The sequence below is a fragment of the Vibrio sp. Hal054 genome (assembly GCF_037162405.1).
Taxonomy (GTDB): Bacteria; Pseudomonadota; Gammaproteobacteria; order Enterobacterales; family Vibrionaceae; genus Vibrio; species Vibrio diazotrophicus.
The window spans coordinates 1625421-1650703 of sequence record NZ_JARLUT010000001.1 but is presented as its reverse complement, the minus strand read 5'-3'; the positions used below and the strand labels follow the sequence as shown (position 1 = coordinate 1650703).

27 protein-coding genes and 2 pseudogenes are annotated in these 25283 nt (G+C 40.4%); all 29 read left to right on the top strand.

The window, feature by feature from the left end:
* The first annotated feature begins 111 nt into the window (after positions 1-111).
* The 29 genes and pseudogenes from P4S58_RS07625 to P4S58_RS07480 all read left to right on the top strand — a co-directional run bounded on the left by P4S58_RS07625 (position 112) and on the right by P4S58_RS07480 (position 24852).
* Complete coding sequence (locus tag P4S58_RS07625; RefSeq protein WP_337163439.1) at positions 112-795, top strand: hypothetical protein; 684 nt, start codon at positions 112-114, stop codon at positions 793-795.
* Between the two features lie 1057 nt (positions 796-1852).
* Entirely contained in the window at positions 1853-2152 is a 300-nt protein-coding gene (locus tag P4S58_RS07620) for a hypothetical protein (protein ID WP_337163437.1), read from the top strand.
* Between the two features lie 184 nt (positions 2153-2336).
* Positions 2337-2651 (top strand): hypothetical protein, encoded by a 315-nt coding sequence (locus tag P4S58_RS07615; RefSeq protein ID WP_042487481.1) that lies wholly within the window; start codon positions 2337-2339, stop codon positions 2649-2651.
* Between the two features lie 630 nt (positions 2652-3281).
* The gene (locus tag P4S58_RS07610; RefSeq protein WP_181388731.1) at positions 3282-3623 is read left to right on the top strand and encodes an SH3 domain-containing protein; all 342 of its coding nucleotides are present in this window, start codon (positions 3282-3284) and stop codon (positions 3621-3623) included.
* 135 nt (positions 3624-3758) lie between these two features.
* Entirely contained in the window at positions 3759-4085 is a 327-nt protein-coding gene (locus P4S58_RS07605; RefSeq protein ID WP_337163435.1) for a DUF4144 family protein, read from the top strand.
* A 135-nt stretch (positions 4086-4220) separates the two neighbouring features.
* A complete protein-coding gene (locus P4S58_RS07600) occupies positions 4221-4673 on the top strand; it encodes a GNAT family N-acetyltransferase (protein ID WP_245879127.1) in 453 nt (150 codons plus the stop codon).
* Positions 4674-4839: 166 nt separating this feature from the next.
* Positions 4840-5637 carry a restriction endonuclease gene (locus P4S58_RS07595; RefSeq protein ID WP_337163433.1) on the top strand — a complete coding sequence of 266 codons (798 nt, stop codon included), beginning with the start codon at positions 4840-4842 and terminating at the stop codon, positions 5635-5637.
* Positions 5638-5773: 136 nt separating this feature from the next.
* Complete coding sequence (locus P4S58_RS07590) at positions 5774-6358, top strand: hypothetical protein (protein ID WP_042487483.1); 585 nt, start codon at positions 5774-5776, stop codon at positions 6356-6358.
* 1104 nt (positions 6359-7462) lie between these two features.
* Positions 7463-7876 carry a GFA family protein gene (locus tag P4S58_RS07585; RefSeq protein ID WP_337163431.1) on the top strand — a complete coding sequence of 138 codons (414 nt, stop codon included), beginning with the start codon at positions 7463-7465 and terminating at the stop codon, positions 7874-7876.
* A gap of 656 nt (positions 7877-8532) precedes the next feature.
* On the top strand, positions 8533-9066 hold the full coding sequence (locus P4S58_RS07580) for an AAA family ATPase (RefSeq protein ID WP_337163429.1): 534 nt from the start codon (positions 8533-8535) through the stop codon (positions 9064-9066).
* A gap of 131 nt (positions 9067-9197) precedes the next feature.
* Positions 9198-9713: a hypothetical protein gene (locus tag P4S58_RS07575; protein WP_337163428.1), complete on the top strand. Its 516-nt coding sequence runs from the start codon at positions 9198-9200 to the stop codon at positions 9711-9713.
* A 2148-nt stretch (positions 9714-11861) separates the two neighbouring features.
* A complete protein-coding gene (locus P4S58_RS07570) occupies positions 11862-12368 on the top strand; it encodes an AAA family ATPase (RefSeq protein ID WP_337163427.1) in 507 nt (168 codons plus the stop codon).
* A gap of 161 nt (positions 12369-12529) precedes the next feature.
* Positions 12530-13255, top strand: coding sequence for an FRG domain-containing protein (locus P4S58_RS07565; RefSeq protein WP_337163425.1), 726 nt, complete (start codon positions 12530-12532; stop codon positions 13253-13255).
* A gap of 220 nt (positions 13256-13475) precedes the next feature.
* Positions 13476-13637, top strand: coding sequence for a hypothetical protein (locus tag P4S58_RS07560; RefSeq protein ID WP_337163424.1), 162 nt, complete (start codon positions 13476-13478; stop codon positions 13635-13637).
* Between the two features lie 341 nt (positions 13638-13978).
* Positions 13979-14458: a DUF1456 family protein gene (locus P4S58_RS07555; protein WP_102955748.1), complete on the top strand. Its 480-nt coding sequence runs from the start codon at positions 13979-13981 to the stop codon at positions 14456-14458.
* Between the two features lie 136 nt (positions 14459-14594).
* Positions 14595-14966 carry a RidA family protein gene (locus P4S58_RS07550; RefSeq protein WP_042487486.1) on the top strand — a complete coding sequence of 124 codons (372 nt, stop codon included), beginning with the start codon at positions 14595-14597 and terminating at the stop codon, positions 14964-14966.
* Positions 14967-15107: 141 nt separating this feature from the next.
* A complete protein-coding gene (locus P4S58_RS07545) occupies positions 15108-15455 on the top strand; it encodes a hypothetical protein (RefSeq protein WP_337163423.1) in 348 nt (115 codons plus the stop codon).
* 1081 nt (positions 15456-16536) lie between these two features.
* Positions 16537-17121, top strand: coding sequence for a hypothetical protein (locus tag P4S58_RS07535; RefSeq protein WP_042487483.1), 585 nt, complete (start codon positions 16537-16539; stop codon positions 17119-17121).
* A gap of 618 nt (positions 17122-17739) precedes the next feature.
* Complete coding sequence (locus P4S58_RS07530; protein WP_102967345.1) at positions 17740-18228, top strand: hypothetical protein; 489 nt, start codon at positions 17740-17742, stop codon at positions 18226-18228.
* Between the two features lie 147 nt (positions 18229-18375).
* On the top strand, positions 18376-18852 hold the full coding sequence (locus P4S58_RS07525) for a hypothetical protein (protein ID WP_102967344.1): 477 nt from the start codon (positions 18376-18378) through the stop codon (positions 18850-18852).
* Positions 18853-19013: 161 nt separating this feature from the next.
* Positions 19014-19295 carry a hypothetical protein gene (locus P4S58_RS07520; RefSeq protein ID WP_180980417.1) on the top strand — a complete coding sequence of 94 codons (282 nt, stop codon included), beginning with the start codon at positions 19014-19016 and terminating at the stop codon, positions 19293-19295.
* A gap of 194 nt (positions 19296-19489) precedes the next feature.
* Entirely contained in the window at positions 19490-20269 is a 780-nt protein-coding gene (locus P4S58_RS07515) for a hypothetical protein (RefSeq protein ID WP_102967403.1), read from the top strand.
* 149 nt (positions 20270-20418) lie between these two features.
* On the top strand, positions 20419-20769 hold the full coding sequence (locus P4S58_RS07510; RefSeq protein WP_102967404.1) for a hypothetical protein: 351 nt from the start codon (positions 20419-20421) through the stop codon (positions 20767-20769).
* A gap of 191 nt (positions 20770-20960) precedes the next feature.
* On the top strand, positions 20961-21122 hold the full coding sequence (locus P4S58_RS07505; RefSeq protein ID WP_180980384.1) for a hypothetical protein: 162 nt from the start codon (positions 20961-20963) through the stop codon (positions 21120-21122).
* Positions 21123-21453: 331 nt separating this feature from the next.
* Positions 21454-21735, top strand: a pseudogene (locus P4S58_RS07500) (type VI secretion system PAAR protein); the annotation flags it as partial.
* A gap of 937 nt (positions 21736-22672) precedes the next feature.
* Complete coding sequence (locus P4S58_RS07495) at positions 22673-23038, top strand: DUF1240 domain-containing protein (protein ID WP_180980489.1); 366 nt, start codon at positions 22673-22675, stop codon at positions 23036-23038.
* Positions 23039-23276: 238 nt separating this feature from the next.
* Positions 23277-23558: pseudogene (locus P4S58_RS07490) on the top strand (type VI secretion system PAAR protein); the annotation flags it as partial.
* A gap of 380 nt (positions 23559-23938) precedes the next feature.
* A complete protein-coding gene (locus P4S58_RS07485) occupies positions 23939-24412 on the top strand; it encodes a hypothetical protein (RefSeq protein WP_102969808.1) in 474 nt (157 codons plus the stop codon).
* On the top strand, positions 24412-24852 hold the full coding sequence (locus P4S58_RS07480) for a hypothetical protein (protein ID WP_042487452.1): 441 nt from the start codon (positions 24412-24414) through the stop codon (positions 24850-24852). Before P4S58_RS07485 ends, P4S58_RS07480 begins: the two co-directional genes overlap by 1 nt.
* Positions 24853-25283: the final 431 nt, after the last annotated feature.

Sequence of the window (25283 nt, the reverse complement as noted above, 5' to 3'; positions counted from 1 at the left end):
TTTGGTTCAAAGTTTAGCTTTTGTGATTATGGCACAATGGTTTAGGTCAGGTGGTGACGTTGTTCACCCCTTAACGCGGCGTTAGGGCTCAATTTATAGAGGTAAGTTCATTTGAAAATATTATTTTGGCTTGGTGTGCTATTTACCCTTTGTGCCCCAATCGTTATTGGCATTCACTTCAATGACACATCAACTAGTTGGGTAGCGGCATTAAGTGGTGCGTTCGTTACTTTTGTTGCGAAGTTGCCAGAAATTGCTGAACTGTCTTTGGGTCCAGTGAAAGCGAAAATGAGAGACAAAATTGAGGAAGCATCGGTAACAATCACTCAACTTAAAAAAATTGCCGTGTCCAACTCAGAGGCTACTCTTTCTGACTTAATTGCAGGGAGCTTTATGGGGGGCATGTCCCAAGCGAAGCGATTGGAAATTCATAGTAATGTAATGAATGCGCTTAAGGAAATTGGAGCAGATAAGGCAGAGCTAGAGTTTGTTGAACGTGATTGGAAAAAGGGAATTTCTATAATTTATTTGAGGGCTATTAAATCGGCAGTAGAAGGCCGTGAGAAAGCACATCAAATTAATTCAGCAGCTACAGAAGCACAAAAGAGTGCGAGTGCAGAATTGGATATACTGTCAGATTTTGATACTTGGACATCACCGACAGCAAGCCAAACGAAAAAAGTTATAGAAAAATATGGTATCAACTCTGAAGACGTAGAGTTCTGGATTTCAGAATACAAATACTTTGAGGATCATGGTTCTATTCGTGACAAGGAAAAATTCGCACAAGTTTAAGTACGCCCTAACAAAGCATTTAAGAGGGATTCACAACGCTTGGCAGTTTTGGTTTGAATTAGCTTAAGTGTTTACGGCACAATGGGTTAGCTCGGGTGGTTTGCGTTGTTCACCCCTTAATGCGGCGTTAGCTGGAAAATTAAAAGAGCAGTTTTGCTCCGGTTATGTGGTTCGAGCTTTACACCAGAAGGTTCACGTCTTTCAACTATCTCGCCAGTGGCACTTTCAATAAAGTGTTTGAATTCAGCCAAGCCGTTTTACTTCTAGTTGTGTGTTTGTTGAGTTCTTTGGTGTGGCTTCTTTGAAGTTGAAAAAAGTTCGTGACTAATAAAGTTCTTCGCTTGTTATGGTTGGCTTCATCGTAATTTTTTGGGCCAGTTATGTTTCGTGGGCTAGGTTTCAGTTTTATAGCTGTCCCTTTTACATTGCGCTCATATAGTCATAATGTATTTCAAATTATGCATTTGGGTGCAAACATCAAACTTCAACGTAACCAGCTAACAAGGCGCTTAAGTCGGACTGCAAACCTGTGGCGGTTTTGGTTCAATCGAGTAGGGTGTTTACGGTGGTTATTTCGAGTTTGGTGGTGTTTGCAGCCACTTAGCTTAGCGTTAGTTGTTCAAGGGAAATGAGGGAATTATGAAATTAGCAAAATGTCCAAATTGTCAGGTACCGCAATCCTTAAGAAAAATAGTCTTTCTTACCAACTTTAGATCTAGAGTATGCAGTAGTTGTGGAGGTAAGTACCAAACCGACAGTGTTAAAGTTATACCTGCTACGTTCTTGGTTATTATCCCGCTATTATTTGGTGAGCATTTACCAATATTTGGAACTTTCCCTTTATTCTCATTTGTTTGGGCTGGTTTGGGGGCGATGCTGTTATTTAAATACATGCCACTAAAGCTAGTACACAACTAACAAACTGCTTAAGAGGGATTCGCAACGCGTGGCATTTTCACTATACGTTTATTTTAGTGATTAAGGTGGTTTGCGGCGGCTTTTGTATTGCGTTGCTCACCCCTTAGCAGGGCGTTATGTGTTTAAGAAAGGAGGAAATATGGAAATAACAGTTATTAGAGATGCTTGCTGTGGGCAAGATGATCAGCGTGGGAATCTAACCATGCAACTAGTTATGGATTCAACTTCCACAATAATGGATTTAGCTAAGGCTGTAGGCGAGGCAAATTTCCTTCAATTTACTTCTACTCATAACGTAATATTTGCTCATTCAGAAAGCGCTGTTCTATTCAGTATTCCGGCAAAAAGCTTCGATGCTCCACAAGTAGAGTATCTAGTGCCAAAATCTGATTTAATACTTGAACACATTGTTGAAGGCTATCTTTACTTTAAATGGTGATGCAAGTATTTAGGCCACTTTACTTAAGTAATGCGCTGCACACATAACAAATTGCTTAACAAAGACTCCTAACGCTTGGCGATCTCAGTCGCAATTTAGTTGCCGTGTTTAAGGCACAATATTCAAGTTAAGTGGCATCGCGTTGTCGCTTGTTAGCAAGGCGTTATGTTTTCTTGGAAGTTTTATGGAAATTGAATCTTGGATTAAAAGTAATGCCGTATTTGGTCTTAAGCTTCCTGACGGGTGGTTTGGAAGGCCTTATGATAATCAGCACAGACTTACTTGGATTGCAGAACGTGACAACAAGTTGATTTTGGAGTTTGATAACCAAATGTATTTAACTTTTACAAAGCCTATTCAACTAAAGGTCTCTGATTCTGAATTTATCGTGGATGACTTTCAACAATTGACATTTGATTGGCAAGGGTACGGTGATGTGAAAGCACATTCCAAAGTGTATAAATCGGGAAGTGTTTCCTTAGTGTCTTTAGTTAGGTAATAAAAACATAACAAACTGCTCAAGAGGGATTCGCAACGCGTGGCATTTTTACTATGCGTTGATTTTTGGTGATTAAGGTGGTTTGCGGCGGCTTCGGTATTGCGTTGCTCACCCCTTAGCAGGGCGTTAGCTGGAAAATTAAAAGAGCCGTTTTATTCCGGTTTTGTGGTTCGAGCTTTACACCTGAGAGTTCACGTATTTCAACTATCTCGCTCGTGGCACTTTCATTTAAATGATTGAATCTGCCCAATCCGCTTACTTTTAATGATGTGTTTGTCGAGTTCTTTGGTGTGGCTTCTTTGATGATGAAAGTAGTTCGGGACCAAATTCGTCTTTCGCTTGTAATTGTTGGCTTCACCGTAATTTGTTTCGGCTAGTCATGTTTCGTGGGCTAGGTTTCAGTTTTATAGCTGTCCCTTTTACATTGCGCTCGTATAGTCATAATGTATTCCAAATTATGCATTTGGGTGCAAACATCAAGCTTCAACGTAACCAGCTAACAAGGCGCTAAAGTCGGACTGCAAACGCGTGGCGGTTTTGGTTCAATTGGCTAGTGTGTTTACGGTGGTTATATTGAATTTGGTGGTGTTTGCAGCCATTTAGCTTATCGTTATGTACTTTGGAGAAAATATGGAAGTAGTTTCTACTGAAAAGCACGTCTCAGAATATCCCAATCCGTTTTATTTGAAACAAGGCGATAAAGTAGCCCTAGGTACAATTGACGACGAGTTTCCCAACTGGATCTTTATAACCAGCAGTGAAGGGGATCAGGGTTGGGCTCCAGTTCAATATATCGAAAAGATTGAAGGTTTCTCTGAAGGAATCTTGCTTAAAGACTATGACAATGTTGAGCTCAATACTGTCATTGGTGAAAAACTATCAGTGCTATTCGAACTCAATGAGTGGTATCGAGTTTCGAGGTCAACGGGTGAAGTTGGTTGGGTACCAGTGCGCTCGGTACAACGTACATAACAAACAATTTAAGAGGGATTCCCAACGCTTGGCATTTTTGCTTCTACTTCAACTTTAGTGGTTACGGTACAATGCCTTAGGTTGGATGGTAGCGTTGCTCACCCCTTAATTGGGCGTTATGTTTACGGAGGCAAAATGATTAATTGGCCATGTATTTTCAAGCTAGATGGTGATGCGGAGCTAATGTTTTTGTACTCTGAGACTCAATTGGCCAACGAATTAGACGCTCTAATCTGGGATAGTTCAGACCGTCTGATCGATAGCCGCGGACAATGTTATTTAGTTAGTTTTTCAGACGGAAGCTATCGATTTGATGTCGAGGGAAACGTGCTTTCTTTGGATGCAGTTACTCAGTTAATTCGAGAACATGAATTTTCAAAGGCAGAGATGTGTCTTACAAAAATACAGTTTCCATCTATCGAAAAAGCCATTATGTCTTTAGCAACAGAGAAACAAACATAACAAGGCGCTAAAGTCGGACTGCAAACCTGTGGCGGTTTCGGTTCAATTGGGTAGGGTGTTTACGGTGGTAATTTTGGGTTTGGTGGTGTTTGCAGCCACTTAGCTTAGCGTTATGTGCTTCAAGGGAGAATTAGGTTGGATACCAAAGTAATATACGTTGAAAGAGATAAGCACTATCTGGAATTTACCGAATTATTCGAAGAATACGCATCAGATTTGCCCGAGGAAATTCGGTCGAAAGTCGTAGGACAGTTATTTGAGTTACCGTATTTTCATGGATTTATTTGTTTTGTGAATAATCAGCCAGCAGCGTGCGCTGTGTGCTACGAATCGTTTTCGACATATCGTTTCATGAAGTTACTCAACATTCATGATTTTATGGTTTCAGAGCGATATCGAGGCAACGGATTGGGTAAGGTTCTACTTAATGGTATTGAGCAGTACTGTAGCGCTAATGATTATTTAAAAATCACCTTGGAAGTAAACAATAACAATGCAGTGGCTAAAAAGTTATATCAGTCTTGTGGTTTCCAAGATTATCAAGTTGAGCGAAAAGACTTGAATCATTGGCAAAAGTATCTCGTTTAGAACGCACATAACAAGGCGCTTAAGACGGACTGCAAACCTGTGGCGGTTTTGATTCAAATTGGCTAGTGTGTTTACGGTGGTTATTTTGAATTTAGTGGTGTTTGCAGCCACTTAGCTTAGCGTTATGCACCTTTATACTTTGTAAACATGTAACGAAGAGTAATACATGAATCAAATTCAAGAAGATCGATATACGAATCCAGATAATGACCCAAGAGGTCCTTACCTAAAAACTAATGTGACAGTCCCTTATAGAACCCCAAAAAATACTTTCAAATGGAACAATAAACTTCCTCCTAATGGAAGGGGGTGGCGATTTAGTGAGGAAAAAGCAAACGAACTTGAGAAAAATGGTGAAATTATTTTCTTAGACTCTGGTATGCCAGTTTTAAAAAGATATTTAGCTGATATAAAGCAAATCGTTCAATCAGACATTGATTCTGAAAGTTATTCGAGACTTGAGTTCATAATTAGAAATGCGATGAAAAGCATTGCAAAGGAAGTCGCTAATAACCCAGCTACTCTTTATCGAATGGAGTGGAGGGATTTAGAGAGGGTGCTTAGAGAGGTCTTTGAATCTATAGGTTTCTCTACAGAGTTGACTCGTTCAGGAAAGGATGGCGGTTTTGACCTTAAGCTGACAGCTAATACCCAAATATTTTTAGTAGAAGTTAAACATTGGCTACCTAGCGGTCGAAAACCAGGCGCTTCGGTATTGACTTCATTTATCGATGTCATAGCTTCGGCATCAGAAAACACAAAAGGTGTTATTTTGTCCACATCTGGATTTACTAAGAATGTTATGAGTGCTAGATCAGAGATAGAGCAATATGAATTATTTTTAGGTGGTAAAAATAAAATCGTTTCTCTTTGTCATAATTATTTAGAAACGGAAGCTGGAGTTTTAGCTCCGATGGATAATTTATCTGATGTTCTAATAGAAGGCACAATTCAATGTGCCTAACAAGCAATTTAAGAGGGATTCACAACACTTGGCATTTTTGCTTCTACTTCAAATTTAGTGTTTATGGCACAATGCTTTAGGTGTGGTTGGTAGCGTTGTTCACCCCTTAATTGGGCGTTAGGAATTAGGAGTACTCATGAAGCGCATTACAATCGTTCTTTTGGCATTATTCGCCATAACAGGATGTACTTCCGCACTGTGGGAGCCTCCTACCTTTACAGAAAAGGTGACTGGCTACTATGTTGTTCCGGATAAGGATCTACTGATCATTGATGGTGATAGATATAGTTATATTTTCAATATTTCTAAAGACTTTAAAGATATTCTATCAGCAAGTCATGAATTCGATTTTCTGCCAAAGTACGATTACTTTAAAATTAATGACAATAATACGGTAACTGGGATGCTCAAGTTGACCACGGATGTTGCCAGTGATTCATCAGAAGCAAAAGTTCTTTTGGGGTTAGGTTTTACAAAAGCATCAAACGGGCTTGCATATAAAACTCGACTGTCAGGCAAGTTGTATCATATCGAAGGTGAGCTCCAAGTTACTTCCTTCGATCAGGATCAACTTATTATAGTGGAGGAGCCTGAAGGCGGAATTTCAAAAGTAGCGAAAATTGTATTTACCCCTGTTGCCGTCACAGCTGATGCCATTGCAGTTGTTTCTGTATTGTCATTGCTGACAGTCGGTTATTATTCAGCGATCGTCTCAGAATAATTCCTAACAAAGCGTTTAAGGCGGATTCACAACGTTTGGCGGTTTTGGCTCAAGTTAGCTTAAGTGTTTAAAGTACAATGGTTTAGGTTTGGTGGTTTGCGTTGTTCACCACTTAACGCGGCGTTATGTTTTCAAATTAATCTGACTGTTACGTCAATTTAAAATATATGATTCAATGGGTTATGTTTTTAAATGGCAGGTTTAATTAAATGTATACGCAAAACCAAATTGAATGCGATAACTGTGAAGGGGTTATAGTGGGGTGGACTGAGGATTTGATTTCATATTCATCCTTGTGGCAGTTAACATGTGTTCATTGCAATAAACAAAACGTCTTTCTTCCCAAAGGTGCTTTTTTTAGCGAGCATATAGATAAAAAAGCAGTGCCAATGACAAAGCTTTAACTTCCAAACATAACAAGGCGCTTAAGCCGGACTGCAAACCTGTGGCGGTTTTGGTTCAAGTTGGCTAGTGTGGTTAAGGTTGTTAATTTGGGTTTAGTGGAGTTTGCAGCCACTTAGCTTAGCGTTAGGCGACGGGCGGCAAATATTTCTGGTCTAATTTTCTTCACCCCTTTAGCCGCTCATTTTTCTAAGTCGGCAACTCCGCATTGTCGACTTAAATTCTTGAATCACTCAACCCGTAAAACATGCCAAACTTCGTGGATTGCCTCATTGGTTTTCAGTGTTGGTCGGTGGTGAGTTTCACTGGCTCAACGTGTGGGAAGGGCAAGTTTACTGAGGCTTTCGTGTTTGCTAATAGTTTCCAACTTGAGTCTCGGTGGCTAAAAAGCAACTCTGTCGCTGCAAGTTCGCATTTCGTGGCTGTGGAAAATTTGGCTGAAACATAGTGGTTTTTGTGGTTCTTGAATCCCAAAAAGTCAGTGGGTGTTTGGTAGGTTATTGGGTTTCAGGTAATCTGCTTTCAAGCCAATGTAAACATCAGTGGTAAAGTTCGCCTAACAAAGCATTTAAGAGGGATTCACAACGCTTGGCAGTTTTGGTTTGAATTGGCTTAAGTGTTTACGGCACAATGATTTAGGTTAGGTGGTGGCGTTGTTCACCCCTTAACGCAGCGTTATGCGTACTAATTGACATAGGAGCAATGAAGTTGAAAGGAAATTGTTTGTGTGGGGAGGTTTCGTTTGAATTGTCAGGTGAATTACCACCCATCTATCAGTGTCATTGTTCGTTGTGTCGCAAAGTATCGGGCTCTTCATCAAACTCAGCGTTGATAGTTAAGTCATCTAGTTTTAAATGGTGTTCCGGCGAACATCAAATTAGGTCATTTTCTACGAGTTCTGGTTTTAAATCTGAGTTTTGTTGTCGATGTGGTAGTCCAGTACCAAATATCAGTTCAGATGGTGAGTCGTATTGGGTTCCCGCGGGATTGTTGTCAGAGCCTATAGATACAAAAGTTTCTGCACATGTCTATGTCAACTCTCGTGCAAACTGGGACGTGGGTTTCTTAAACGACGGCCTTCCGCAATTTGATACGATGCCCGGTGAAAGTGATTAGTGTATGCCAAGTAGGTGACGCACGCATAACAAGGCGCTAAAGTCGGACTGCAAACCTGTGGCGGTTTTGGTTCAATTGGCTTGCGTGTTTACGGTGGTAATTTTGAGTTTAGTAGTGTTTGCAGCCACTTAGCTTAGCGTTAGCTGGAAAGTTAAAAGAGCAGTTTTATTCTGGTTTTGTTGTTTGTGCTTTACACCTGAACGTTCACGTTTTCAACTATCTCGCCAGTGGCACTTTCATTTAAGTGCTTGAATTCGGCCAAGCTGTTTTACTTCTAATTGTGTTTTTGTCGAGTTCTTTGGTGTGGCTTCTTTGAAGCTGAAAGTAGTTCGTGACCACATTCGTTTTTCGCTTGCTATAGTGGGCTTCATCGTAATTTTTCGTGGTCAGTTGTATTTCGTGGGATAGGTTTCAGTTTTATAACTGTCCGTTTTACATTGCGCTCGTATAGTCATAATGTATTCAAAATTATGCATTTGGGTGCAAACATCAAGCTTCAACGCAACCAGCTAACAAGGCGCTAAAGTCGGACTGCAAACCTGTGGTGGTTTTGGTTCAATTAGCTAGTGTGTTTACGGTGGTTATTTTTAGTTTGGTTGTGGTTTGCAGCCACTTAGCTTAGCGTTATGTGCTAGGGCTAGAAATTAGGTTAGACGATGAAAAGAATTAATGTAATAGGTACGAGTGGAAGTGGTAAAAGTACTTTCAGTCGCCTCCTTGCTAATAAGCTCAAATATCCCTATTTTGAAATGGATGACATATTCTGGAAGCCGCATTGGCAAGAATCTACTGATGAGGAATTCTTTGCGAACCTTACGGAGAGTCTTAGTGGCGATAAGTGGGTACTTGATGGTAACTATAATCGGACAGCCCAAATTAAATGGGGTAGAGCTGATACCATCATTTGGGTGGATTATTCATTTTCAAGAACTCTATACCAAGCAGTGAAACGAGCGTTAACTCGTATTTTGACTAAACAAGAATTTTGGGGTAAAGCTGGTAATGTTGAATCATTTAGAAAGTCGTTCCTAAGTAAAGACTCGATTATTCTCTGGACATTAAAAACGTATAAGTCAAATCGTATTCGTTACACAGAGTTGCTGGGTGATCCAAGGTACACTCATATAGAGTTCGTAAGGATAACTAGCCCGAAAAAGGCCAAGGCGTTCATAGATGGGCTACGCACATAACAAGACGCTTAAGCCGGACTGCAAACGCGTGGCGGTTTTGGTTTAATCGGGTAGTGTGTTTACGGTGGTTATTTGGGGTTTAGTGGTGTTTGCAGCCACTTAGCTTGGCGTTATGACACTCAAGAGGACAGATGAGAATCGAACGATTATCAGGGATTATTTTAGCTTTACTATGTGTGGGCGCAGGATGGGCAATTTCAGTTACTTCGAACAAAGTATTTTATGGCGTTGAGTTGCTAGCTGCCTCCGCTGGTATTGGTGTAACCATAGCTCTTTATGTTCATAATCGTAGAGACACAGAATCGTTTTACAATAGTTACACTGATAAACGTAGCTCTTTTATAAAGTTACCACCAATAGCGTACATTTGTATTAGTTTAATATTTGTCGCTATATTAGCGGTGGGTACATCGATTGGTAAGTCGTTTGAAGTTATTGCGTTTGTGGATAGGAAATATGAAAGTAGTAGTAGAGGAAACGTTAGTTACGTAATTGATGTACAGCATGAAATGTATGGTGAGGCTACTTTTAATATCTCGAAACATACTTGGTCAAGCCTTGAAAAAGATAGCCCGATTTTATTGCAAGTGCATAAAAATGTTTTTGGGTTGTTGGTGGTCAATGATTTTGAGCCATTGAGTAAATAAAAACACGTGTCATAACAAGCAATTTAAGAGGGATTCACAACGCTTGGCATTTTTGATTCTACTTCAAATTTAGTGATTATGGCACAATGCTTTAGGTTTTGGTGGTGGCGTTGCTCACCCCTTAATTGGGCGTTAGCTGGAAAATGAAAAGAGCCGTTTTGTTTCGGTTTTGTGGTTCAAGCTTTACACCTGAAATTTCGCGTATTTCAACTATCTCGCCAGTGGCACTTTCAATTAAATGATTGAATCTACCCGAGCCGTTTACTTTTAATGGTGTGTTTGTTGAATTCTTTGGTGTGGCTTCTTTGAAGTTGAAAGCGGTTCGTGACTAATAAAGTTCTTCGCTTGTTATGGTTGGCTTCATCGTAATTTGTCCTGGTCAGTTATGTTTCGTGGGCTAGATTTCAGTTTTATAGCTGTCCGTTTTACATTGTGTTCGTATAGCCATAATGTGTTTCAAATTATGCATTTGGGCGCAAACATGAGGCTTCAACGCAACCAGCTAACAAGGCGCTTAAGCCGGACTGCAAACCTGTGGCGGTTTTGGTTCAACTTGGCTAGCGTGTTTACGGTGGTTATTTTGAGTTTAGTGGAGTTTGCAGCCACTTAGCTTAGCGTTATGCGACAAGGCTAATTTTTTAGTTCTCTTTAAATTTAATCTCTTTGGCCAACCGCTTTTGGGTTTCGGCAAATCAGCATTATCGGCTCAAATTCTTGAATCACTCAAACCGCAAAACATGCCAAAGTTCGTGATGTTACCTCATTGAAAATCGTATTTGGTTGTGGAAGGTTTTCGGGCGCAAAGTGTAGAAAGTACAAGTTTATGGAAAGTCGGTGTTTACTGAAATCCTAGCTCGTTAAGTTTCTCGCTAGCAAAAGCTAATTCTTCGCTTTAATGTCGCGTTCCGTACTTGTGGCGGTCTTTATACAAAATGTTGAGTCCGTTGGTCCTTGAATCACAAAAAATTATCTGTGCGTTTGTAGTTTTTCGTGTTTAAGGTAATGTTTTCGTTAGCCAATTTAGCGTTTGCGTACAAATCGCATAACAAACAATTTAAGCAGATTCGCAACGCGTGGCAGTTTTGGTTTGCGGTGAGTTTTGTGTTTAAGGCGCAATGCGGTAGCTTTTGTATTGCGTTGCTCACTACTTAATTGGGCGTTAGCTGGAAAATTAAAAGAGCCGTTTTGTTCCGGCTTTGTGGTTCGAGCTTTACACCTGAACGTTCACGTCTTTCAACTATCTCGCCAGTGGCACTTCAATTAAATAGTTGAATCTAACCGAGCCGTTTACTTTTAATGGTGTGTCTGTCGAGTTCTTTGGTGTGGCTTCTTTGACATTGAAAGAGGTTCGTGACTAATAAAGTTCTTCGCTTGTTATGGTTGGCTTCATCGTAATCATTATGGGTTAGTTATGTTTCGTGGGCTAAGTTTCAGTTTTATAGCTGTCCCTTTTACATTGTGTTCGTATAGTCATAATGTATTTCAAATTAGGCATTTGGGTGCAAACATCAAGCTTCAACGTAACCAGCTAACAAGGCGCTTAAGTCGGACTGCAAACCTGTGGCGGTTTTGGTTCAAGTTGGCTAGTGTGTTTACGGTGGTTATTTTGAGTTTGGTGGTGTTTGCAGCCACTTAGCTTAGCGTTAGCTGGAAAATTAAAAGAGCAGTTTTTTCCGGTTATGTGGTTCAAGCTTTACACCTGAAAGCCCCCGTATTTCAACTATCTCGCCAGTGGCACTTCCAATTAAATGGTTGAATCTGCCCAAGCCGTTTACTTTTAATGATGTGTTTGTCTAGTTCTTTGGCGTGGCTTCTTTGAAGTTGAAAGCGGTTCGTGACTAATAAAGTTTTTCGCTTGTTATGGTTGGCTTCATCGTAATTGTTTTGGTCAGTTATGTTTCGTGGGCTAGGTTTCAGTTTTATAGCTGTCCCTTTTACATTGTGTTCGTATAGTCATAATGTATTTCAAATTATGCATTTGGGTGCAAATATCAAGCTTCAACGTGACCAGCTAACAAAGCGCTTAAGGCGGACTGCAAACCTGTGGCGGTTTTGGTTCAATTGGCTAGTGTGGTTACGGTGGTAATTTTGGGTTTGGTGGTGTTTGCAGCCACTTAGCTTAGCGTTATATGCAAGATAGGAGGTCAATTGAGTAGTCCAGTTTTATACATATTTTCAGGTCTTCCTGTTTCTGGAAAGTCAACACTTGCGAAGTTGCTTGCAGCTAAAACTCGGTCAGTATATCTGCGTATTGATACTGTAGAGCAGGGATTAAGGGAGCTTTGTAACTTCAAAGTTGAAGGGGAAGGTTACCGTTTAAGCTACCGAATTATCAGGGATAATTTGGAACTTGGAATCAACTGTATATCTGACTCATGTAATCCTATTGAACTTACTCGACTTGAATGGCAAGAGATAGCAACCAGTGTGGGAGCTAAGTTTGTCAATGTTGAGGTTAGTTGTTCTGATGGTAGAGAGCATGAGGTAAGGGTTAATACTCGTAAGAATGAAGTTCCAAATCTAAAGCTGCCTAATTGGCAACAAGTACAAAATCGCCATTATGAAGCATGGAAAACAGATGTTATTAAAATCGATACGGCTGGCAAAAGTATTGAAACATCATTTGCAGAACTCACTGAAAAGTTAGGTGTGTAACATTGCATATAACAAGGCGCTTAAGCCGGACTGCAAACGCGTGGCGGTTTTGGTTCAATCGAGTAGGGTGTTTACGGTGGTTATTTTGAGTTTGGTGGAGTTTGCAGCCACTTAGCTTAGCGTTATGCGTCTAGAGTATACCTATTCAATTTAGAGGATTTATGGAAACAATAATTAAGTCGTTTGAGCATTTTCATGAGCTTTTTTCCGGTTGGCCTGCTCAAACAAGATATTACTTTCGTGGTGTATCCAAGAGTTACTATGAGTTGTTACCTTCTCTTGGGAGAAGTCATGATGTAACAGGCTATTATGATGAACAAAGAATGCTTCGTGAGTTTAAAGGCCAAGCTCTAGCATATATCAATAAGATTCCATCTAACGATTGGGAATGGTTGGCACTGGCACAACATCACGGGTTACCAACAAGGTTGTTAGACTGGACAACCAATCCTCTTGTTGCACTTTACTTTGCTGTGAAAGATGACATTGAAATCAGTGAACGAGAAAAAGCTGATGGGTACGATGGTAGCAGTGCATTTTATTTTATGATCTATAAAACGCCACCTTTAGATATTACTAAGTTTGGTAGTCCGATTGAATATGCTGAGCAACACCAGCATGGTATGTTTTGGCCACCTCATACAACGCCAAGAATTAAAGCTCAATCGGGGGTGCTAACGGTCCAAGTTGATCCAAACAGCCCCTTTTCTTACGGTAGTAGATTAGAGAAATATATTATTCCCCATGACCTTCGTATTAAATTTAGAAAAATTTTGAACGCATATGGTGTTAACGATTCCTCTATGTTTCCTGATTTAGACGGGCTAGCATCCCACCTTAAAAATATCCGAGAGGATCACTACCGTTCTTGGGAAAGAGACGCATAACAAACGCTTTAAGACGGATTCGCAACGCTCGGCGGTTTTGGTTTAATTTGGCTTTTGTGTTTACGGTGTAATGATTGAGTGTTGTGGTAGCGTTGCTCACCACTTAAGCGGGCGTTAGCTGGAAAATTAAAAGAGCAGTTTTGCTCCGGTTATGTGGTTCGAGCTTTACACCTGAAATTCCACGTCTTTCAACTATCTCGCCAGTGGCACTTTCAATTAAATGGCTGAATCTACCCAAGTCGTTTACTTTAATGATGTGTTTGTCGAGTTCTTTGGCGTGGTTTCTTTGATGTTGAAAATAGTTCGCGACCAAATTCGTCTTGAGCTTGCTATTGTTTGCATCATCGTAATTTTTATTGGTCAGTTATGTTTCGTGGGCTAGGTTTTAGTTTTATAGCTGTCCCTTTTACATTGCGCTCGTATAGTCATAATGTATTCCAAATTATGCATTTGGGTGCAAACATCAAACATCAAACTTCAACGCAACCAGCTAACAAGGCGCTTAAGCCGGACTGCAAACCCATGGCGGTTTTGGTTCAATTAGCTAGTGTGTTTACGGTGGTTATTTTTAGTTTGGTTGTGGTTTGCAGCCACTTAGCTTAGCGTTATGATTCTCTCGCAAATTGGCACAATTGGTAGGGTGTCGACCGCAAATCTGATAAAATCCAAGTCTTCCAGTAATCACGTCGATATCACTGGATTTACCTAAGACTAGGAACTAATTTGACCAATAATGATATTTTACGCCGTGTACGTTATACATTCGATTTGAAAGACAGTGTAATGGCAGAAATCTACTCTTTAGCAGACTTCAATGTGACGAGTGAACAAGTCACTAGTTGGCTGAAAAAAGAAGAAGATGAATCTTTTGTCGAACTTAGTGATACAGAGTTAGCAGTATTTCTAAACGGCTTTATCAATTTCAAGCGTGGCAAGCGCGAAGGTGAGCAGCCTAAGCCAGAAGCGAAGTTAAGTCATAATATCGTATTCCAAAAGTTACGTATTGCTTTGAACTTGAAAGCCGAGGACATCATCGAGATTTTGCAGCTTGTCGACTTTCGTTTAAGCAAGCATGAACTGAGCGCATTTTTCCGCAAGCCTGAGAATAAGCATTACAGAGAATGCAAAGACCAAGTTCTTCGAAACTTCTTACTAGGTCTTCAGCATCAGTTGCGTCCAAACGGTGAAGAGCCTGAATCATAACAAACTGTTTAAGAGGGATTCCCAACGCATGGCATTTTTGCTATGCGTTAGTTTTGGTGATTAAGGTGGTTTGCAGCGGCTTCGGTATTGCGTTGCTCACACCTTAACAGAGCGTTATGTTCTTAGGAGAAATCAATTGGTTGAAAGGATAAATTACGAAGGGCTCCCTCAAATAGCTGGTCCTTATGTTCATGCGACTAAGCATAATAAAACGCTTTATATATCTGGGCTTACTGCATACGGGACAGTTGCACAATCATCGGATTTAGTGGCGCAAAGTACAGAAATTCTCGGTCAAATAGCTACAATTCTTGAATGTGAACAGCGGGCAAAGAGTGATTTATTAAAGCTCACAATATTTGTGCGAGATATTGGTTTGTTAGCCTCAATCCGAGAGCAACTTTTCCAATTCTACGATGGATTTCTTCCTGCTTGCTCACTTGTTGAAGTATCAAAGTTAATTCATCCAGATCTAAAAATAGAAATAGAGGCCGTTGTGGCGCTTTAAGTTCGAACATAACAAGGCGCTTAAGTCGGACTGCAAACGCGTGGCGGTTTTGGTTCAATTGGCTAGTGTGTTTACGGTGGTTATTTTGGGTTTAGTGGTGTTTGCAGCCACTTAGCTTAGCGTTAAGTGTATTGGTGAAGTATGGTCAATAATAAACTAAGTCAATATCAGGTAGATTCATTAAACTCACTTCTTCAAATGCCTGAGAAGGAGTTTACCCATCTAATAAAAAACATAGAGTATCAATTGAATGGGCTTGGTCAACTACCAATAGATGAATGGGGTTCGATTCAATTGACTAGAAATTTAGCAAATTACCCTAAAGAGATGCGCGAGCTTTTTGACGATATAGTTAAGTCTACCCAAAAACTTCGCGACTTGGTCGTAAGACATGACGCAAAAACTGATCGAACTTTGCAAATCGGTTCTGACGATTTGGGCTTAAAACCATGTAAAGTTGATTCTCATGGTTTTAAGCATTTTGACTGAATATCGGTAGTAGATTTTCTAGACTTATTAACTGAGAAAACGAAGTTAGAGTCTGAGTATCATGCTCATTTTATCAAAGCGAAATCTCAAAATGTTGTAGAAAAAATATTCCATGCATGGACTTTTGCATGTTTAGAAAAATCTAGCGATGATATCAAGCTTTCCAACTCTGATGTTTTTATCAATGTAGTTGCAACTGTTACTGGTTGGGATTTTGATTTATCAAGAAAGAACGTTGGGAACTTTCTTAGACGTAGAAGGGAAAGTTGTTGAACTATAAGTTGTGTAACTTTCCTTAGAACTGAATCCGAATGACGCTAACATTTATCCATCAACACTGGAGGTAAAAATGTATATAGAGTCAGTTCAATTACTATTGTCTACATCAACAACTAACCTAGTTTTAATCTTAGCAATTTTGATCTTGGTTACTGTTAATAGACTCATGTAATCATACACTTAACAAACAGTTCAAGAGGGATTCACAACGCGTGGCATTTTTACTATGCGTTGGTATTAGTGTATAAGGTGGTATGCAGCAGCTTCGGTATTGCGTTGTTCACCCCTTAACTGGGCGTTAGCTGGAAAAATAAAAGAGCAGTTTTGTTCTGGCTTTGTGGTTCGAGCTTTACACCTGAACGTTCACGTTTTTCAACTATCTCGCCAGTGGCACTTTCATTTAAGTGGTTGAATTCAGCCAAGCCGTTTTACTTCTAGTTGTGTGTTTGCCGAGTTCTTTGGTGTGGCTTCTTTGATGTTGAAAGTGGTTCGCGACCAAACTCGTCTTGAGCTTGCTATTGTTTGCTTCATCGTAATTATTATGGGTTAGTTATGTTTCGTGGGCTAAGTTTCAGTTTTATAGCTGTCCCTTTTACATTGTGTTCGTATAGTCATAATGTATTTCAAATTAGGCATTTGGTTGCAAACATTAAGCTTCAACGCAACCAGCTAACAAGGCGCTTAAGCCGGACTGCAAACCTGTGGCGGTTTTGGTTCAATTGGGTAGGGTGTTTACGGTGGTTAAATTGGGTTTGGTGGTATTTGCAGCCACTTAGCTTAGCGTTAGGAATTAGGAGTACTCATGAAGCGCATTACAATCGTTCTTTTGGCATTATTCGCCATAACAGGATGTACTTCCGCACTGTGGGAGCCTCCTACCTTTACAGAAAAGGTGACTGGCTACTATGTTGTTCCGGATAAGGATCTACTGATCATTGATGGTGATAGATATAGTTATATTTTCAATATTTCTAAAGACTTTAAAGATATTCTATCAGCAAGTCATGAATTCGATTTTCTGCCAAAGTACGATTACTTTAAAATTAATGACAATAATACGGTAACTGGGATGCTCAAGTTGACCACGGATGTTGCCAGTGATTCATCAGAAGCAAAAGTTCTTTTGGGGTTAGGTTTTACAAAAGCATCAAACGGGCTTGCATATAAAACTCGACTGTCAGGCAAGTTGTATCATATCGAAGGTGAGCTCCAAGTTACTTCCTTCGATCAGGATCAACTTATTATAGTGGAGGAGCCTGAAGGCGGAATTTCAAAAGTAGCGAAAATTGTATTTACCCCTGTTGCCGTCACAGCTGATGCCATTGCAGTTGTTTCTGTATTGTCATTGCTGACAGTCGGTTATTATTCAGCGATCGTCTCAGAATAATTCCTAACAAAGCGTTTAAGGCGGATTCACAACGTTTGGCGGTTTTGGCTCAAGTTAGCTTAAGTGTTTAAAGTGCAATGGTTTAGGTTTGGTGGTTTGCGTTGTTCACCACTTAACGCGGCGTTAGCTGGAAATGTTAAGAGCAGTTTTGTTTTGATTATGTGGTTCGAGCTTCACACCTGAAAACCCCCGTATTTCAACTATCTCGCCAGTGGCACTTTCATTTAAGTGATTGAATTCGGTCAAGAAGTTTTACTTCTAATTGTGTTTTTGTCGAGTTCTTTGGTGTGGCTTCTTTGAAGCTGAAAGTAGTTCGTGACCAAATTCGTTGTTCGCTTGCTATAGTGGGCTTCATCGTAATTTTTTTGGTCGGTTATGTTTCGTGGGCTAGGTTTCAGTTTTATAGCTGTCTCTTTTACATTGTGTTCGTATAGTCATAATGTAGGCATTTGGTTGCAAACATTAAGCTTCAGCGTAACCAGCTAACAAGGCACTTAAGTCGGACTGCAAACCTGTGGCGGTTTTGGTTCAATTGGGTAGGGTGTTTACGGTGGTTATTTTGGGTTTGGTGGTGTTTGCAGCCACTTAGCTTAGCGTTATGCGCGGAAAGGAGAGTACATGTCTGATCAAGTTTTAAAATTAGTTCCAAAGGACAAATACTTTGTTCCCGAAATAAATTCGGCGGAAAAAGCTAGAGATTTATTAGAAGGTTTTTTTCCGGATGGTGAGCAAGCTGAAGTAAAGTTCTCAGATTCAGTAAGATTCATAGACAGTGGCAGTAACTTAGAAAAGATCACTTGTTCATTATGTCGTAAGAGCACTGACATTAATCCATTTCAAGAAAACGACATAGGAACAGAATGGTGGTATGAACTAGATGAGATCCTATCAAGTTCACCTGATTTACAGGCACTAAATGTTAAAATGCCGTGCTGCGGGCAATATGCCGCAATTCAAAGCGTTGATTTCTGTGGTTCGGCTAGTTTCTCAATGTTTGAACTATGCATATGGAATCCTTATTCTGATGACGGTATATCTAAGGTTCAACTTTCAGAATTAGAAGGGGTCCTTGGGTGTAAGCTAAAGCAAATATGGGCACGTTACTAAAGCGCATAACAAAGCGTTTAAGACAGATTCGCAACGCGTGGCATTTTTGGTTTTAGTCGGCTTTAGTGTTTACAGTGCAATGGCTTAGGCTGTGTGGTTAGCGTTGCTCACTACTTAACGCGGCGTTATAAATCTAAAGGGAGTTTTATGAAAAGCATCAAATTAATGGCAATTAGCGCTAGTGTGCTTTTATTGCTTGGGTGTTCCAATTCAATGGTTAATACAGTTAACAATACCAACGAAAAGTTCTTAATAGAGCAGTATCCATATCGTTATATTTTATCTGAAAAAGCAGAAACCCATACGTCATATACCCTAGAACCAGCCGGAAGTGAAAGCGAGACTATCGCTAAACATAGTGAAGTTCTGCTTACTGATATATTTCGGGTTTTCAAAAACGAATGTGGTTTTAGTAGGAGTGATCTAGTGGGAGTTAACAAGGTTGAGTATGCCCCTCCAGTGTTTTATGAAGTTTGGACTTTCAAAGACCTGCAATCAGAGCGTGCAGACAAAACCTCATCAATGTCAGTAATATTAAAAGCATATGCAAACGGTGGGGGAACAGATATTTCGTATGTAGGCAATTGTCATGCAAAACCTGCAAAATTAGTGTTTTCGAATTAGATGTATAACAATCGCTTTAAGGCGGATTCGCAACGCTCGGCAGTTTTGGTTTGAATCGGCTTAAGTGTTTACGGTGCGATAATGAGTGTCGTGGTAGAGTTGCTCACCACTTAGCTTAGCGTTATATTTTTTTAAGTTCAGCAATCAAAAAGGATTTACTGATGAATGTGGATAAAGCGAAAAAACGCATACTGAAACGAGTACAACGAGGTTTCAAAGGTTATCCGCAAATCTCAATAGAGTATTTCGGTAAAACGCCAGATTTAGCGACGGAAGTTGTCATTACCTTTTTATCTGAAGAGAATGGCGAGCCACAAATACAACGATTCACGAGTGACAAAGACGTCAGAGAAGACGAAGCAATTCAATCGGTGTTGTTAAAAATTATCGAGCGTGCGGAAGCTAATACAGTAGTCGAAAATCGAGCAATATCGGTTATGTAATGGTTTCTTACTATATTTGTGCATGTGTTATTTCTGCATTGAGAACGAAATATAACAAGGCGCTTAAGACGGACTGCAAACCTATGGCGGTTTTGATTCAAATTGGCTAGTGTGTTTACGGTAGTTAGTTTGAGTTTAGTGGTGGTTTGCAGCCACTTAGCTTGGCGTTAGGCAATATCGTAAGAGGACAAGTATTGATACAACTAAATGATCATATAGCAACACTGTCACATGTTATGTTCTCAACAGATGATGTTGTTGAATGGAGTGGCGTTTATCAGTGGTTGCAAATCGCCGCTTCTATTGAATCAGTCTCCCTTGATACTATCAAATACAACAATAGCTTTGGCTGGTGTTCACCTTCTGATGAATTTGACTTAGCTAGGGATAAGTTACTGCCGATCTTTGCTGAAAAGTTAGCCATTTTCAATTTTGTTTGGGGTGCTTTAGAGTCCACAATTGATATAGTTAAACCCCCTAAGAATCCAGATAAATCTAAGCGCGGAAAGATTAGAGATGCTTGTTTCTGGTTAAGTACCTTTAACCGCGCAGATTCAATACCAGAGTTACTTACTGAAACCACTATGTTCAGGGAGTTAGCCCAACAATCGATTGGCTATGAACGTGTCGAAACCAGAATTGGTGAATTGAAAGAGTTTGGTGTTTCGGGAGTTGGTTTATACGCTGTATATGAACTTAGAAATCTATTTGCACATGGTAGTATGGAGTTCCCTTACCCTGATGGTGAAAATAATCCTGTCTGCCCAGAGATATCTTTGGTTGAAACTGCAACACGTATAGTCCTGTTCTCTATACAATTATTGATGTTAAAGCACTTTCCTCATCCAGATGACTATGAAGTGTTTCTGACAACCGTTACAGGTCACATTGATGGTGATATCAAGTTAGCTGACGCCTTGCGAATGTGTCACTTAGAGGTCAACCAACTAGAGGCACAGCTGACGTTGATATAATTGCCTAACAAACAATTCAAGAGGGATTCGTAACGCGTGGCATTTTTGCTATGCGTCAGTTTTAGTGATTAAGGCGGTTTGCGGCGGCATCGGTGTTGCGTTACTCACCCCTTAATTGGGCGTTATGCATAATCGTAAGAGGATGATGAATGAGTGTATTATTGGTGGCAATATCTGGTAATTGGAATGGTGGCAATAATGGTCAATATCCTCTTGTTTTGGAATACGACTCCTCTGAAATTGATAAGCCTTTTATTTCCAGTATGGGCTGGGGACATGGCTACTCAGGTAATAGCTTCAGCGCTGATGGCTTAAGAAAGTCAGGTGTTTTAGAATATTACAACAGATCGGAATCGTTGTGGGCTTATGAAATACTAGCTTCGGCATCACATAGAAAATTAGATAGCCATCAAACAGCTGCGCTGTTGTTGGGGAAGCTAGCTGGCAATGAGCCGTGTCTTCCCTGTGAGTTACGTGCAAAGTTGCAAGGAAATGCATAACAAAGCATTTAAGAGTGATTCGCAACGCTTGGCAATTTCGCTTCGCTCAAGTATAGCCAATCGTCGCTCACACCTTAACGCACCGTTAGCTGGAAAATTAAAAGAGCAGTTTTGCTCCGGTTATGTGGTTCGAGCTTTACACCTGAAATTCCACGTCTTTCAACTATCTCGCCAGTGGCACTTTCAATTAAATGGCTGAATCTACCCAAGTCGTTTACTTTAATGATGTGTTTGTCGAGTTCTTTGGCGTGGTTTCTTTGATGTTGAAAATAGTTCGCGACCAAATTCGTCTTGAGCTTGCTATTGTTTGCTTCATCGTAATTTTTATTGGTCAGTTATGTTTCGTGGGCTAGGTTTTAGTTTTATAGCTGTCCCTTTTACATTGCGCTCGTATAGTCATAATGTATTCCAAATTATGCATTTGGGTGCAAACATCAAGCTTCAACGCAACCAGCTAACAAGGCGCTTAAATCGGACTGCAAACCTGTGGCGGTTTTGGTTCAAATTGGCTAGTGTGTTTCCGGTGGTTGTTTTGAGTTTAGTATTGGTTTGCAGCCACTTAGCTTAGCGTTAGCCCACTGTCGCAAACTTTGGAGTAAGTTCACAAACTAGAATAGTGGATTGTTATTCGTGGTGGTGCATATTGATATAATCTTCAGACAAAATAAAGATAGGACGAACGTTATGTCTAAAAGCGTTAAAGTTGGCGATATAGGTACTGACCATGATGGTTTTCCACCTACTCCTGTTACGGCAGGCTCTCCTGATGTGAAATTTGATGGTCAACCCGCAGCAAGGGTTGGAGACCCGCTAGCTCCACACGATAAACCCAAGCATCCCCCTCATGGACGTACGATATCGTCCGGTTCATCAACCGTCAAAATAAATGGTAAACCAGCAGCCATTACTGGTGGCGCAATTAGTTGCGGAGGGGTAACGATTGGTAGTGGTACAGTGAACATCGGTGATGTATATCAGCCTGCGGAAATGTCTGCGTTATCAGCTTCATCATCCTCAACAGAATCTCAAGCTGCTATTCAAACTAAAGCTCAAAAAGCGCATTCTTCAGCGAGTGTAACCGAAGCTGTTGCTTCGAAATCCGCTCAAATTCCACAAGGTTCAGGTTATTGGCCCCCGTATGATTTTACTAAAAGTGAACAACTTGATGTTGAGTATACCCGAAAGGTTGTTGACCTAGCGGTTATGTCGCTAGAGGAAGCTGAAGAGTTTGCCAATAACTTATGGTTGGAATACAACGGCAAAGATACGTTAGATAACTCCAAAAAAATCTGGGATGGTGCAGCAAATGCTAAGGATGCCTATCAACTCGCTAAAGGGTTAGGTGGTATGGGTGTAGTGGCTTATGTCAAACCTGCCAATGGTCAAGACTACGTAATAATCAAAGGTTACAAAAAACACCTAAAAACTCTCGTTAAAGGTAACTGTTGGCGTGCAAACAATCCTCAGGTTGTTCAGCTTGGTTTGGGCACAAAAAATATGGCACGCAACATGTTGAAAGTTGGGTTGGTTGTCGACATCACCTTCGCTATTGCAATAAATGCCGTTGATGTTTATGTGCACGATGAAAAAACAATGATAGATTTTGTGGATAGGTCAGGTTCCGACATTGCAAAGGGTATGCTAGCAACGGGCTTGGGGACACTGGCCGCTGTAGGCTTGAGTGCACTTGGTTTCCCTCTTTTAACTGTCGGTGTTGTGTTTGCGTTGGTTTCTGTTGGTGCGGGTTTTTCTCTTGACAATATAGACAATACGTACGGAATATCAGATGCGCTTGTTGAAGTTATGAAGGAATAAAACTAGTGGTATTACGATTAGCTTTGGTTATGTTTTTTTACTTTTTTTGGCTGTATTGATATGGCTTGGTCTCTATAATGAATTGTTAATGCCATTCAAGGCGTTGGGTGATAGAGTGCGTTTGCTGTCTTACTTAAATTATTCAATGCTAGTTGGCAGCATTCCTTTGCTCCTAGGTGTTATCTCCATTATTTTTCATCAATTACTGTACCCTAAAAAAAGTGTCGCCGAGTATGCCGATAGATATAAAGGCATTTCGATTAAACTCACTTGCTTTACAGTTGCATTGTCGATATTGGCGATTGTTCCTCGCTATTACTTAGGCTATCAAGTGGATAAAGCTGGGTATGTAAAATGTTCTCAGGAGTCACGTACATCCTCAAAGAGCAGTTGGCGTATTTATGCTAAGAAGAGAGCATTGTGTAAGTCTTCATCTGGCATCGCGGGCGGTTAAACTTGGGCTAACAAACGCTTTAAGACGGATTCGCAACGCGTGGCATTTTTATCATGCGTTGATTTTAGTGATTAAGGTGGTATGTATTTACATCGTGTTACGTTGCTCACCACTTAAGCGGGCGTTAGCCCACTATCGCAAACTTTGGAGTAAGTTCACAAACTAGAATAGTTGATGATTATTCGTGGTAGTGCATATAGATATAATCTTCGGACAAAATAAAGATAGGACGAACGTTATGTCTAAAGGCGTTAAAGTTGGCGATATAGGTACTGACCATGATGGTTTTCCACCTACTCCTGTTACGGCAGGCTCTCCTGATGTGAAATTTGATGGCCTGCCCGCAGCACGGGTTGGAGATCCGTTAGCTCCACACGATAAACCCAAACATCCACCCCATGGACGTACCATTGCGTCTGGTTCATCAACTGTCAAAATAAATGGTAAACCAGCAGCCATTACTGGTGGCGCAATTAGTTGCGGAGGGGTAACGATTGGTAGTGGTACAGTGAACATCGGTGATGTATATCAGCCTGCGAAAAACTCCGCGTTATCATCTTCATCGTTCTCAACAGAATCTCAAGTTGCTATTCAAACTAAAGCTAAAAACGCGCATTCTTCAGCGAGTGTATGCGAAGCTGTTGCTTTGAAAACCGCTCAAATTCCACAAGGTTCAGGTTATTGGCCACCATATGATTTTACTAAAAGTGAACAACTTGATGTTGAGTATACCCAAAAGGTTGTTGACCTAGCGATTATGTCGCTAGAGGAAGCTGAAGAGTTTGCCAATAACTTATGGTTGGAATACAACGGCAAAGATACGTTAGATAACTCTAAAAAATCTGGGATGGTGCAGCAAATGCTAAGGGAGCTTATCAACTCGCTAAAGGATTAGGTGGCATGGGGGTTGTGGCTTATGTAAAACCTGCCAATGGTCAAGACTATGTAATAATCAAAGGTTACAAGAAACACCTAAAGACTCTCGTTAAAGGTAATCGTTGGCGTGCAAACAATCCTCAGGTTGTTCAGCTTGGTTTGGGCACAAAAAATATGGCACGCAACATGTTGAAAGTTGGGTTGGTTGTCGATATCACCTTCGCTATTGCAATAAATGCCGTTGATGTTTATGTGCACGATGAAAAGACAATGGAAGATTTAGTGGGTAGATCGGGTGCTGATATTGTTAAAGGTGTTGTTGCTACGGGGGCAGGAACTCTAGCCGCAATTATAGTCGCAACTGCTGGCACTCCCTTGTTAGTTAGTGGGTTAATTTTTGCTGGTATGTCCGTCGGAGTGGGTATTGCTCTAGATTGGGCTGATAATGAATTTGGGGTGTCTGATTCGTTAGTTGATTTGTTGAAAAAGGGTATGTAATGAAAAAAATACAAATCTCAGGGATTGTATTTTTTGCGCTTTTTCTTGTCGGTTATTTGGCAATTGGAGCGCCAGAAGAATTGGCGCTTCCCTTTCTGCCATTAGAGCTAAGAGTCAGGTTGCTTGGATATACATCCTACATCGCATTAGCAATTCTTCCTCCTTTACTCCTAGGAAGCATTGGTATAATGACGCATCAGTTATGTCATCCACAAAGAGAAGTGACCTCTTATAGTAAGGTCTGGCTCAAAGTTGCTTATATTTCACTAACTATAGGTTTACTTGCACTAGTTTCAAGAGGTTATCTCGGCTACCAAGTAAATAAAGCTGGTTATGTAAAGTGCATCAATGAGTCACGAACTTCTTCTAAAAATAGCTGGAGGGTTTACGCAAAAGATTTAAGTTTGTGCAAGTCTTCATCTGGTATAGCTGGCGGTTAAAAACTGGGCTAACAAAGCATTTAAGAGTGACTCACAACGCTCGGCGATCTCAGTTTAAAGTTGGTTTTAGTGTTTAAGGTGCTGTGGGTTGGGTAGGTGCTTAGCGTTGTTCGCACCTTAATTCGGCGTTAGCTGGAAAATTAAAAGAGCAGTTTTATTCTGGTTTTTGTTGTTCGAGCTTTACACTTAAACGTTCACGTTTTTCAAGTATCTCGTCAGTGGCACTTTCATTTAATCGGTTGAATCAACCCAAGCCGTTTACTTTTAATAGTGTGTTCGTCGAGTTCTTTGGTGTGGCTTCTTTGACGTTGAAAGCGGTTCGTGACTAACAAAGTTATTCGCTTGCTATTGTTGGCTTCATCGTAATTGTTTCTGGTCAGTTATGTTTCGTGGGCTAGGTTTCAGTTTTATAGCTGCCCCTTTTACATTGT